This is a genomic window from Catenulispora subtropica, from assembly GCF_039531675.1.
GTDB lineage: Bacteria > Actinomycetota > Actinomycetes > Streptomycetales > Catenulisporaceae > Catenulispora > Catenulispora subtropica.
Window position 1 is genome coordinate 49,611 of sequence record NZ_BAAAQM010000044.1, and the last position, 11,738, is coordinate 61,348.

Annotated in this window: 13 protein-coding genes; 10 read left to right on the forward strand and 3 right to left on the reverse strand. The window is 72.5% G+C overall.

Annotated elements, in window-relative coordinates:
• The first annotated feature begins 26 nt into the window (after positions 1 to 26).
• Positions 27 to 500, forward strand: coding sequence for a DUF4383 domain-containing protein (locus tag ABD466_RS31030; protein WP_344660759.1), 474 nt, complete (start codon positions 27 to 29; stop codon positions 498 to 500).
• On the opposite strand, the gene ABD466_RS31035 is transcribed toward ABD466_RS31030, so the two are convergent.
• Positions 485 to 1,984: an SDR family oxidoreductase gene (locus tag ABD466_RS31035; protein WP_344660760.1), complete on the reverse strand. Its 1,500-nt coding sequence runs from the start codon at positions 1,982 to 1,984 to the stop codon at positions 485 to 487. The genes ABD466_RS31030 and ABD466_RS31035 overlap by 16 nt on opposite strands.
• A gap of 73 nt (positions 1,985 to 2,057) precedes the next feature.
• Between ABD466_RS31035 and ABD466_RS31040 the strand changes: the two genes are divergently transcribed.
• The 5 genes from ABD466_RS31040 (at position 2,058) to ABD466_RS31060 (ending at position 5,861) form a co-directional block, all read left to right on the forward strand.
• Entirely contained in the window at positions 2,058 to 2,501 is a 444-nt protein-coding gene (locus tag ABD466_RS31040; RefSeq protein ID WP_344660761.1) for a pyridoxamine 5'-phosphate oxidase family protein, read from the forward strand.
• Between the two features lie 77 nt (positions 2,502 to 2,578).
• The gene (locus tag ABD466_RS31045; protein WP_344660762.1) at positions 2,579 to 3,934 is read left to right on the forward strand and encodes an NAD(P)/FAD-dependent oxidoreductase; all 1,356 of its coding nucleotides are present in this window, start codon (positions 2,579 to 2,581) and stop codon (positions 3,932 to 3,934) included.
• Positions 3,928 to 4,659, forward strand: coding sequence for a DUF1365 domain-containing protein (locus ABD466_RS31050; protein WP_344660763.1), 732 nt, complete (start codon positions 3,928 to 3,930; stop codon positions 4,657 to 4,659). Before ABD466_RS31045 ends, ABD466_RS31050 begins: the two co-directional genes overlap by 7 nt.
• 2 nt (positions 4,660 to 4,661) lie before the next feature.
• On the forward strand, positions 4,662 to 5,477 hold the full coding sequence (locus tag ABD466_RS31055; RefSeq protein ID WP_425558796.1) for a DUF1295 domain-containing protein: 816 nt from the start codon (positions 4,662 to 4,664) through the stop codon (positions 5,475 to 5,477).
• A gap of 69 nt (positions 5,478 to 5,546) precedes the next feature.
• Positions 5,547 to 5,861, forward strand: coding sequence for a hypothetical protein (locus ABD466_RS31060; RefSeq protein ID WP_344660764.1), 315 nt, complete (start codon positions 5,547 to 5,549; stop codon positions 5,859 to 5,861).
• A 134-nt stretch (positions 5,862 to 5,995) separates the two neighbouring features.
• On the opposite strand, the gene ABD466_RS31065 is transcribed toward ABD466_RS31060, so the two are convergent.
• Positions 5,996 to 7,621, reverse strand: coding sequence for a molybdopterin-dependent oxidoreductase (locus tag ABD466_RS31065; RefSeq protein WP_344660765.1), 1,626 nt, complete (start codon positions 7,619 to 7,621; stop codon positions 5,996 to 5,998).
• 268 nt (positions 7,622 to 7,889) lie between these two features.
• Here ABD466_RS31065 and sigK point away from each other — a divergent pair, with 268 nt between their 5' ends.
• From sigK to ABD466_RS31085, 4 genes are all read left to right on the forward strand, one after another.
• Entirely contained in the window at positions 7,890 to 8,477 is a 588-nt protein-coding gene (gene sigK, locus ABD466_RS31070) for an ECF RNA polymerase sigma factor SigK (protein WP_344660766.1), read from the forward strand.
• Positions 8,474 to 9,247, forward strand: a complete 774-nt coding sequence (locus ABD466_RS31075; protein WP_344660767.1) for an anti-sigma factor — start codon at positions 8,474 to 8,476, stop codon at positions 9,245 to 9,247. Before sigK ends, ABD466_RS31075 begins: the two co-directional genes overlap by 4 nt.
• 114 nt (positions 9,248 to 9,361) lie before the next feature.
• A complete protein-coding gene (locus ABD466_RS31080; RefSeq protein ID WP_344660768.1) occupies positions 9,362 to 10,792 on the forward strand; it encodes an FAD-binding protein in 1,431 nt (476 codons plus the stop codon).
• A gap of 87 nt (positions 10,793 to 10,879) precedes the next feature.
• Positions 10,880 to 11,074 (forward strand): hypothetical protein, encoded by a 195-nt coding sequence (locus tag ABD466_RS31085; protein WP_344660769.1) that lies wholly within the window; start codon positions 10,880 to 10,882, stop codon positions 11,072 to 11,074.
• Between the two features lie 43 nt (positions 11,075 to 11,117).
• On the opposite strand, the gene ABD466_RS31090 is transcribed toward ABD466_RS31085, so the two are convergent.
• Positions 11,118 to 11,642, reverse strand: a complete 525-nt coding sequence (locus tag ABD466_RS31090) for a hypothetical protein (RefSeq protein WP_344660770.1) — start codon at positions 11,640 to 11,642, stop codon at positions 11,118 to 11,120.
• Between the last annotated feature and the right edge of the window lie 96 nt (positions 11,643 to 11,738).

Below are 11,738 nucleotides of genomic sequence, written 5' to 3' on the forward strand. Positions count from 1 at the left end.
CGGTCACCGAAAGGCGGCGCATCACCATGGCGCGATTGCAGGACCACCTCCCCGTCGACCACCGCCTCGGCCAGGTCTATCGCTGGGGCGCGATTCTCTCGGCCGTGACATTGCTCGTGTTCGGCGTGCTGGGGCTGCTTGACGACATCCCGTTCTTCAGCACGGCGGGGCACCGGGTGATGGGCCTCTCCAGCAACGGCCTGTTATCCGTCCTGTCGATCCTGGTGGCCTCGCTCCTGCTGGTCGCGGCCCGGATCGGCGGCAACTTCGCGTCGACCGTGAACATGGTGATGGGCATCGTGTTCATCGTCGCCGGGTTGCTGGGGCTGGCGGTGATGGAGACGCACGCCAACATCCTGGCGTTCGGGTTGTCGAACGTGTTCTTCAGCTTCGTGGTGGGTCTGATCATGATGACGTTCGGCATGTACGGCCGCGTCAGCCTGTACCTGCCCTACGACAACCCCTACTACCGAGCCCGCCATCCTCACTCCTCGCGCTGATCCTCGTCTTCGGCCGCATGACGGAGCAGGTTGCGCATCATCCCGCCGAAGACGACGGCGTGAAACGGGGCGACGGCCCACCAATACACATGGCCGAACAGCCCGTGCGGATAGAACAGCGCACGCTGGCTGTAGCGGGTCCGGCCGTCGGCCGTCGCCTCGACGCGCATCTCCAGCCACGCCAAACCGGGCAGCTTCATCTCGGCACGGAGCCGCAGCAGGCTGCCCCGGGTGATGGCCTCGACGCGCCAGAAGTCCAGCGTGTCGCCCAGCCGCAGCGAGTGCGGGTCCCGGCGTCCGCGCCGCAGGCCGATGCCGCCGACCATCCGGTCCAGCCAGCCGCGCGCGGCCCAGGCCAGGGGGAAGGAGTACCAGCCCGTCTCTCCGCCGATGGCCTCGACGGCTCGCCACACCCGCTCCGGCGGGATGTCGACCTCGGTCTGGCGGATGTCGCGGTACAGGCTGCCGCCGGCCCAGGACGGGTCGGTCGGCAGCGGGTCGCTCGGCGCGCCGCGGACCGAGGCCGACGACCACCGGGTCGTCACGTTCGCCTCCTGCACGCGGGTCCGCGCCAGCCGGACGGCCTCGTCGAAGCCGATCAGCCCCTCCGGCGGGTCGGGGACCAGGTCCCGGATGCTCCGGTCCCGGCACACCACCTCGTGCCGGAGCGACTCCACCAGGGGGCGGGCGATGGACGCCGGGACGGGCGTCACCGCGCCGACCCAGTGGCTCGACAGGCCGGTGGTCAGGACCGGGACCGGGATGATCAGCCGTCGTGGCAGCCCGGCCACCTGCGCGTAGCGCAGCATCATGGCGCGGTAGTCCAGGATGTCCGGCCCACCGATGTCGTACACGCCGCCGGAGCCCACGGCCTCGGACGATGCCGTGGCCGCGCCGACCAGATAGCGCAGCACGTCGCGCACCGCGATGGGCTGGATCCGGGTCCGGACCCACCGCGGGGTGATCATCACGGGCAGGCGCTCGGTGAGGTAGCGCAGCATCTCGAACGACGCGGACCCGGAGCCGATCACGACCGCGGCCCGCAGTTCGACGGTGGGCACGCCGCTGTCCCGCAGCACGCGCCCCACCCGCAGCCGCGACCGCAGGTGTGCGGAGAGCTCAGCGGGCGGCGTGCCCTCCGGGGCCATGCCGCCCAGATAGACGATCCTGCCGATCCCGGCTTCCTTCGCCGCGCTGGCGAAGCTGCGCGCCGCGATCTCCTCGGTCTGCTCGAACCCGGCACCGGTGGCCAGGGAGTGGATCAGGTAGAAGGCGACGTCGCCGTCGGCGAGCGCCGGTCCCAATGTCTGCGGCTTCAGCACATCGCCGCGCACCCGCTCCACCCGGTCGGCCCACGGGTAGTCCCGCAGCCGGTCCGGATCGCGCGCCAGGCACCGCACGGCGAACCCCGCGTCCAGCAGTTCGGGGACCAGCCGCCCGCCGATGTACCCGGTCGCGCCCGTCACCACCGCCAATGGTTTCATGACCCTCTGACCCCGTCCTGATGGCAATATGCGACGATTGCGAATCATATCCGCATTCGCAGATGGAGGCCCGATGTCCGACGCCGAGCTGACCGACCCCGACGGCATGGGCTTCTGGAGCGAGCGCCACCTGTGCACCCTGGCGACCGTCCGGAAGAACGGCACGCCGCACCTGGTGCCGGTGGGCGCCACCTACGATCCGGAGACCGGCCTGGCCCGCATCATCACCAGTTCGACCAGCGCCAAAGCCCGCCGCATCGCCGCGGAGGGCCCGGTGCCGGCCGCCGTGACGCAGGTGGACGGCCGCCGCTGGACGACCCTGGAGGGCCTGGCCCGGGTCAATCGGGACCCGGACGCCGTCGCCGACGCGGTCCGCCGGTACGCGAAGCGCTACCGCCAGCCGGGCGAGAACCCGCTGCGCGTGGTCATCGAGATCGAGGTGCACCGGGTGCTCGGTTCGGTGAAGGTGCCGCTGCCGGAGCGGGTGACGGGCGACCGGCCTCCCGCTCACCGCTGATTCGACGCGGCCTCGGCCAATCCGATCGGCCGCCGGCTCCGAATGCATGACATCCAGACGTCATGCAGGAGGTTTCGGTGGCCGGTACCACGAGACGGCACGCCAGCGACCGGGAGCAGGTCGCGGTCATCGGATCCGGCATCGCCGGCCTGACCGCGGCCTGGCTGTTGCAGCGCCGCTACGACGTGCTGCTGTTCGAGGCCGACGGCCGGCCGGGCGGCCACGCCCACACCCACGAGGTCACCGACCGCACCGGACGCCTGCTGTCCGTCGACAGCGGCTTCATCGTGCACAACCGCCGCACCTACCCGCACCTCATCCGGCTGTTCGACGAGCTCGGCGTGGCCACGCAGCCCACCGACATGTCGATGAGCGTGCGGTGCGAGGGCTGCGGCCTGGAGTACGCCGGCGCCAAGGGTCCGCGCGGGCTGTTCGCCGCACCCGCGCAGGCGCTGCGCCCGCCGTTCCTCCGGATGCTGCTGGAGGTGCGCCGTTTCCATCACGACGCGCGCGCCCTGCTGGCCGGGACTCCCCGACCGTCGGCGGCATCCGGGGGAACATTGCGGGATTTCCTCGACGCCGGAGGCTACTCCCGCTTCTTCACCGACCACTTCATCCTGCCGCTGGTGTCCGCGGTGTGGTCGTCCGGCCGCGAGACCGCCGAGCGGTATCCGGCGGCGTACTTGTTCGAGTTCCTCAACCACCACGGGATGCTGGCCGTCACCGGATCCCCACGGTGGCGCACGGTCAGCGGCGGGTCGAAGACGTATGTGGACCGCGCGGTGAAGAACCTGCACGCCGTGCACCTGAGCACGCCGGTCCGGGCGGTGCACCGCACGGGAGAGGGCGTCCTGGTGCGCGACGACGCCGACGAGGTGCACACCGTTTCGCGCGTCGTCGTCGCCACGCACTCGGACCAGGCGCTGCGACTCCTCGCCGACGCCGGCCCGGCCGAGCGGGAGGTGCTGGGAGCGATCGGCTACACGACGAACGAAACGGTGCTGCACACGGACGCTCGCCTGCTGCCCTCAGCGCGTCGGGCACGCGGTTCGTGGAACTACCTGCTGCCGTCGTGCGCGCGGAGCGACGCGCGCCGGGGAAGCACGACGGCAACGGGTGGTTCCACGAAGCCCGCCGTTCCGGATCGGGCGGTCGTGACCTACGCGATGAACCGTCTCCACCGGTTCGACTCCCCCACCGAATATCTCGTCACGATGAACGCCGCGGATCGCATCGACCCCGCCGCCGTGATCGAACGCATGGTGTACGAGCATCCGGTTTACACACCGGAGTCGGTGGCGGCGCAGGCCCGGCTGCCGGAACTGACGACGGCGACCACCGCCTTCGCCGGCGCCTACCACGGCTGGGGTTTCCACGAGGACGGCTGCGCCTCGGGTGTCGCGGCCGCCGCGGCCTTCGGGGTGACGTGGTGAACGCGCCGGCTTTGTACGAGTGCCGGATCCGGCATGTGCGGCACGGTCCGGTCGCGAACGACTTCACGTACAGCTCGTATTTGTGGCTGGTCGACCTCGACGCCATGCCGCGGTTGCCCGGGCCGTTGCGGACGCTCGCCGGGTTCCGGGCCGCCGATCACTTCACAGGTGACGAGGGCTCGATCCGGGCCGGCGTGGAGCGCTTCCTGGCCGAGCGCGGAGTCAGCGTCGGCGACGGCAGGATCCTGATGCTCACCGCGGCCCGGGTCTTCGGGTACGTGTTCAACCCGCTCACCGTCTACTGGTGCCATGACGCCGACGATCGTCCGGTGTGTGTCATCGCCGAGGTCCACAACACGTACGGCCAGCGCCATGCCTACCTGCTGTTCCCCGACGCCGAGGGCCGGGCCCGGACCGCGAAGGACTTCTACGTCTCCCCCTTCCTGCCGGTCGAGGGCGGGGTCTATCAGATGCGGCTGCCGGAGCCGGGTGAGCGGCTGAGCCTGGCGGTGCGGCTGGACGTGCCGGGCGCCGCGCCGTTCGTCGCGAGCGTGCACGGCGTGCGGAGCGCAGGCACCGCCGCGGGGCTCGTGCGCATGGCGGCGCGTCATCCGCTGGCGCCGTGGGCCGTGGCGGCGCGGATCCGGCGGCAGGGCGTCGGGTTGTTCTTGCGCGGGCTGCGGGTCGTGCCCCGCGGCGGCGAGGCCAACTTGAGGAGGCGGTAAGCGTGCACGGTGATTCCGGCTGGTCGTTTCCAGCGACGTCGGCACTGGACGCCGCAGTCCTGCTCGCGCTGTTCAGCGGCGTCTTCCTGGTCGGGTGGGCGCGCGCCCGCCACCGGTATGTCGACGCCGTCTGGGGCAGCGCCTTCGCGCTCGTCGCCGTCGTGACATTGACGCTGTCCGGCGGCCACGGCGATACGGCGCGGAAAGTTCTGCTGACCGCTTGCACCGTCATCTGGGGTCTGCGGTTGTCGGTGCACATCGCGTGGCGGGGCCGCGGGGCGCCCGAGGACCCGCGGTATGCGGCGATGCTCTCGCGAGCCGGCGGCAACCCGGCATGGGCCGCATACACGCGCGTGTACCTGCTTCAGGCCCTCCTGGTCTGGTTCATCTCGCTGCCGGTGCAGGCCGGGATGTTCGCCTCGGGGCGATCGGCCGTGGGCACCGTGCTGCTCGCCGCCGGTTTCGGCCTCTGGCTTCTCGGCCTCGGCTTCGAGTCCGTCGGCGACTGGCAGCTGGCCCGCTTCAAGGCCGACCCGGCCAACCGCGGCCGTCTGATGGCCTCCGGCCTGTGGCGCTACACCCGGCATCCGAACTACTTCGGCGACGCCTGCGTGTGGTGGGGGCTGTTCCTGATCGCCGCGGGCGCGTGGCCCGCCGCGCTGACCGTGGCGTCGCCGGTGCTGATGACGTGGCTGCTGGTCGCCGGCAGCGGCAAGCCCCTGGTGGAGGCGCACCTGTCAGAGACGCGCCCCGGGTACGCCGACTACGCCGCCAGGACCAGCTCCTTTCTGCCCCGGCGGCCCAAAGCAAAGGACTGAACGAACGCCCGCGCGCCTGGCCGTCCCGACTCTACGATGGGCCTCTCGTTCCGACGAACAGGGGTAATCATGAACAATTCGATCATCGATCCGACGACCGCCGCCATCGCGGGGGCCGCCGCCGAATACGGCTCGGACGTGCTGGCCGCCACCACTCCGAGCGGCGCGGACGACGCCCTGCGCCTGGCCCGCAACCTGGTCGCCCGGCTCCGGATCAGCCCCGACCACGGTGCCGCGATCGTCGCGGCCGTCGGCGGCGCCATAGCCGACGGGGACGCGGGCGACGGGGGCGAGGCGTTACACGCCGCCGTCACCGCGGCCCTCACTCAGGACCAGGACCTGGCCTCCGACCTGGCGATGATGCTGAGTGAGTCCGGGGCCTAGCCGGACGCCGGCGGGCCGGGCTCCGAGGCTTCGGTGCCCGGCCCGCCGGCCGGCTCCCCCGCGGCGCGCGGGCTCAGCTCGCCGGGGGCGTCAGCACGTCCCGGGCAGATCCGGATCGGTCGGGATCCCGTCCCTCAGACCACTGTGATCACGACCGAGTGCCATCCGGTGGAGCCGCTGGGGAAGGTGTCAGTACGCTGCTCGGTCTGGACCGCGCCGGTGCCGTCGGTCGCGCGGACCTCGATCCGGTGCGGGCCCGCGGCGAGGGTCAGGTCGCCGGTCCACTGACGCCACGTGTCCGGGCCGTCGGACGCGGCCAGGCCGGCCGGCCGCCAGGGGCCGCCGTCGGCGCGGATCTCGACGGCGTCGACGCCGCGGTGCGTGGCCCAGGCGACGCCCGCGACGGTCACCGTTCCGGCCGCGACGCGGGCGAAGGGCCGGGGCACGTCGATCCGGGAGGCGGTCTTCACCGGCCCGAGCCGGGCCCAGCCGCGCCGGACCCAGTAGGCGTCGTAGTCGGCGAACGTGGTGAGTTCGAGGTCCACCAGCCACTTGGTCGCCGATACGTAGCCGTAGAAGCCGGGGATCAGCATCCGGCAGGGGAAGCCGTGGGCGACCGGCAGCGGTTCCCCGTTCATGGCCACGGCCAGCAGCCCGGTGCGGCCGTCGAGCACCGACTCCACCGGGGCGCCGATGGTCATGCCGTCGACCGAGCGACCGACCAGCTGGTCCGCGCCGCGCCGGACCCCGGCCTCGCGCAGCAGGTCGGCGAGCGAGGCGCCGATCCAGCGCGCGGTGCCGACGAGGGAACCGCCGACCTCGTTCGACACGCAGGACAGCGTCTGGTCGTGCTCGATCAGGGGCCGGGCCAGCAGGTCGGCGAAGGTCAGCTCCAGGGGGTGGTCGACCATGCCGCGGATCCGCAGCCGCCAGGCGTCCGGGTCGACCTGCGGCAGGACCAGGGCGGTGTCGACGCGGTAGAAGTCGGGGTTCGCTGTGATGAAGCCGGACAAGCCGGCGACGTCCGGGTGGACGCCGGCCGGAAGCGGCGGCGCGGGGACGGCCGGGGCGGGGATCCGCACGCGGGACCGTTTCAGGGTCACGTCATACCGCTTGTCCACCGCGACCCGCCCGGCCAGTCCGGTCACCGCGGCCGCTCCGGCGGTCCCCGCGGCGAGGGTCAGGAAGCCCCGGCGATCACGGGCCCACGGCGGGAGGAACGCGTCGACGGGACCCGGGCCGACGTCCTGCGCCCTCGATGACGGAGCCGCCATCCCCGCGGCCCGCGCACTGGCCGCCATCAGCGTCATCACCGCCGCCCCCGCGAGCGCCGCGAGCACCGACGGCCACACGTCCTGGAAGCTTCCCGTCGGCCTCGACAGCGCCGCCCATGCTCCGACCAGTCCGAACAACGCCACCAGTACGAGCCCGTAGGCCAGGCGCCGCAGGGCGAGGACCCCGGCGACGACGGCGATCACGGCCAGCGTCGTGTAGATGCCGATGAGCAGGACGAGCTTGTCGTTCGTCCCGAAGTTCCGGATGGCGAACTCCTTCAGCGGGGTCGGCGTCAGGTCGATCGCCGCCGAGCCCACGGCGATCGCCGGCGCGGTCCGGGGCCCGGTCAGCACCGCGGCCAGTTCGCCGACGGCGACCGCCGCCGCGGCGGTGACCATCCCGACGACCGCGCCGGGCGCCGCCCGCCGCGCCGCGCCTCCCACTGCCCGGAACGCATGGAGCACCGCCGTGCCGAAACGCCTCATGTCCGCTATTCGGCACGCCGCCGTCCCGGGATCGCCCGATCGCCGCGCCGAGGGCCGCGTTTTCACCCGCAAGTACGAGCGCGACGATCCGAGCCGGCCATCCGATTCGTCGCCCGAACCGGTGGCCCGAACCGGTGGCCCGAACCGGTGGCCCGCCGGACCAATCCGAAAGCCCCCGGTGCGTCGAACCCCCTACGTGAGGAAAGACCTGGAAGACTCGGTCCGGCATCCCGCCGCCGTGGGCATCGACCACTGGAGACGACAGCCAATGCTCGGACGTTCCAGCTCGAAGGACGCCGCCGGCCGGCCCGCGCCCACCCTGGAGTCCTGTCTGCACCGGGTGGCGCTCGGCGACCGCGACGCCTTCGACGCCGTCTACGAGCAGCTGGCCGGGCCGGTCTTCGGCGTGGCACGCCGGGTGCTGCGCGATCCGGCGCAGGCCGAGGAGGTGGCGCAGGAGGTGCTGGTGGAGATCTGGCGCACCGCCGGCCGCTACGATCCGGCGCGCGGCTCGGTCCGGGCCTGGGCGCTGACGATGGCGCACGGCCGCGCCGTGGACCGGGTCCGCTCCGTCGACGCCGGCGCCCGTCGCGAGGCGCGGGTGGCCGAGATGATGACCGAGGCCCCGTACGACGACGTGGTCGAGACCGTCGAGGCGCACCTGGACCGGCAACGGGTCCGGCACTGTCTGGAGACCCTCACCGAGCTCCAGCGGCAGTCGGTGACACTGGCCTACTACGGTGGCTACACCTATGCGCAGGTGGCACGGCTGCTGGAGACGCCGCTGGGCACCGTGAAGACCCGTATGCGCGACGGCCTGGCCCGGCTGCGCGACTGCCTGGGGGTGGGAGGATGACCACGATGGACCCGGAAGTCCACGCGCTGACCGGCGCGTATGTCAGCCACGCCCTGGAGCCGGCCGAGCGGGAGGCGTTCGAAGGGCACCTCGAACAGTGCCCCACCTGCCGCCAGGAGGTCGCCGAGCTGCGCGAGACCGCGGCGCTGCTGGCCTCGGCTGCCTCCGAGCCGCCGCCGGCACGCCTGAAGGCCGCGGTCGACGCGCGGATCGCGGTGACCCGGCAGCTCCCGCCGATCGTCGAGCGCTCCGCCGCGGAGGCTGAGCCCGCCGCCGGGACCGCGGTCCGCGGCGGCACCCGCCGCCGCTGGCTCACCGGCCTGGGCTGGGGTCTGGCCACCGGCCTGGCCGCCACGGTCGCCGTCCTCGGTGTCCGCGTCGCCGACCAGCAGAACCAGCTCGACCAGGCGCACCAGCGAGACACCACGATCGCCGCGCTGCTCGCCGCCCCGGACACCCGCACCGGCTCGGTGACCGTCACCACCGGCGGCAAGGGCATGGTCCTGGTGTCCCGCAGCCACGACGAGGCCGCGATCACCCTCACCGGCCTCACCAGGCTGCCGTCGGGGCAGGCGTATCAGTTGTGGATGATGGGGCCCTCCGGCGCCCGCTCCGGAGGGCTGCTGCCCACCGGATCCGGCGGCACCTCCGGATCGGTGCTCGCCCACGACCTCGGCGACGCGCGGACGATCGGGCTGACCGTGGAGCCGTCCGGCGGCTCGGCACAGCCCACGACCGCACCGATAATGCTGCTGCCGATGCCCGCGTAACCCCTTCCCGATCGCCGGATCGGTTCTACCATCAGAGGTCTGTCAACTCTGCGGCGAGGGGAATCCGGCATGGACCACGGTGGCGCACACGGACGGCGCGTGTTCCTTCGAGCCGTGGGGATCGGAGCCGCAGTCGTCGGCTTCGACGCGGGTTCGCGAGCGTGGGCCACGGAGAGCGACACGGCCGAGGCAGCCGATGGGTTACCCCGGCTGGACGGGACGCTGCTCACCGATCCGGCGGCCCTCGCCCCCTACGCCGAGGACTTCGGCCACCTCGTCACCGGCCGGACACCCCGCGCCGTCCTCCTTCCCGGCTCGGTCGCGGACATCGCCGCCATGATCCGCTTCTGCGGCCCCCGCGGCATCGAGGTCGCGCCGCGCGGACAGGGCCACCAGGGCTACGGGCAGGCGCAGGTCGAGGCCGGATTGGTGATCGACATGGGGCCCCTGAACGCGATCACGGTCGACCCCGGCGGCCGCACGGTCAGCGTCCAGGCCGGGGCGGTCTGGAGCGCGGTCCTGACCGCGTGCCTGGCGCACGGACTGACACCGCCGGTGTTCACCGACTACATCGAGCTCTCCGTCGGCGGCACGCTGTCCCTCGGCGGGCTGGGCGGCGCGGCGCACCACCACGGCGCGCAGGTCGACACGGTCGTCGAGCTCGACGTCGTGACCGGTACCGGCGACGTCGTGACCTGCTCGCCGACCCGCCACGCCGACCTGTTCCACGCCGCGCGCGCCGGACTGGGCCAGGTCGGGGTCATCACGCGCGCGGTGCTGACACTCGTGCCGGCGCACGCCGGCGTGCGCAAGTACACGCTCACCTACACCACGCTCTCCGCCTTCGTCGCGGCCCAGCGGCGGACGGTGCGCGACGGCCGGTTCGACTGGCTGGAGGGCGCGGTGGCCGCGGCGGCCGGCGGCGGCTGGCAGTTCCAGCTCGAAGGCGCCGTCTACTTCGACGCGACGGCACCGGACGACCAGGCGTTGATCGGCGACCTCGGTGGCGAGGGCTCTCCGCGGATCGAGGAGTTCGATTATCAGGGCTTCGTCGACGACCTCGCCCCGGCGATCGCCTACCTGAAGTCGACCGGTGAGTGGTACGACCCGCACCCGTGGTTCGAGATGTTCCTGTCCGACGAGGCCGTGGAGTCCTCCGTCGGGGCGACGCTGGCCACGCTGACGCCCGCCGACATCGGCGCGAGCGGACTCATCCTGCTGTATCCGGTGCCGACGGCCCGGCTGCGGGCGCCGATGCTGCGCGTGCCGGACTCGGAGCTGGCGTTCCTGTTCGCGGTGCTGCGGACGGCGGCGCCGGACGCCGACGCGCGGTCGGCGGCGGAGATGCTGGCGGCCAACCGCGCCCTGCTCCTCAAGGGCCAGGCGGTCGGCGGGACGGTGTATCCGGGAGGGGCGATTCCGATGACCGGCGACGACTGGCGTCTCCAGTACGGGGATCAGTGGTCTGTCTTCCAGGCCGCGAAGCGGCGCTTCGACCCGCACGGCATCCTCACCCCGGGTCAGGAGATCTTCCCGCGCGGGTAGCGGGCATCAGGAGTCCGTCACCCGGTCGGCGTAGGCGCCGGTCCGCGGGCCGTGCGCCCGCCGAGCGCGGGTGGTGATGCTGGGACCGTGAAGATGTCGCGCCAGGAAGCACTCGCGCAGAGCCGGTACCGCCATCCGAGCCGCGCGAGCCTCAAGGCCGAGACGGCCCGCAACGCGCGCCGCGACCGCCACCGCAAGGCCACGCTCACGGTGGGCACGCTGTCCGCGGCGGCGGCCGGGCTCGTCACCGCTTATCGGATGGTGCGCGGCCCGGCGCGCTGACGGCGCCGGGCCGCGACCGGCTGGGGCCACGTCCCGCCCGGCCTCAGCCGATGCCGGTCACCTGCAGCGCGGTCGTCCAGTTCGTCTTGATCGCCGACCGCGCCGAGGCCAGGGTTATCCGGCCGGCGCAGACCGCGTTCTTCAGCTTCGTCTCCACGCCGTCCTTGGTGCTGGAGTTCGGGGTGCCGTAGTGCGGTTCGGGCCACAGGTTGGCCGGGTCGCGCGGGTCGCCGCCGAGTTCCAGCGGCACCAGGTGGTCCTCTTCGTAGTCGGCCATGGAGGTGTCGCTGTAGCCGTAGTCGATGATGCCCTGTGCCTTGAGCGCGTTGGTGTAGGACGTCGGCGGCCGGACGGTGGTGGTCCAGCCGGAGACGCAGATCGTGGAGCCGATCGTGGACTGGGTGACGTTCGGGTTGTAGGCGCCGGGGGTGCAGGCGGAGTCCGGAAGCGGCAGGAAGGCGTGCGAGCAGGTGCCGGCGTGGGCGGTGGCCGCCGAGGACAGGATCAGGCCACTGACAGCCAGGGCGAACGCGGAACCGGCGGCGCCGGTGCGGGACAGCATGCGCATGGAGGTCTCCTGCGGATAGGGGCCCGGGTCGCTCGCCCGGGATCGCCTGTCATGACAGCACCGCACCCATCACCCGCAAAGGGGTCAGCGGGTGAA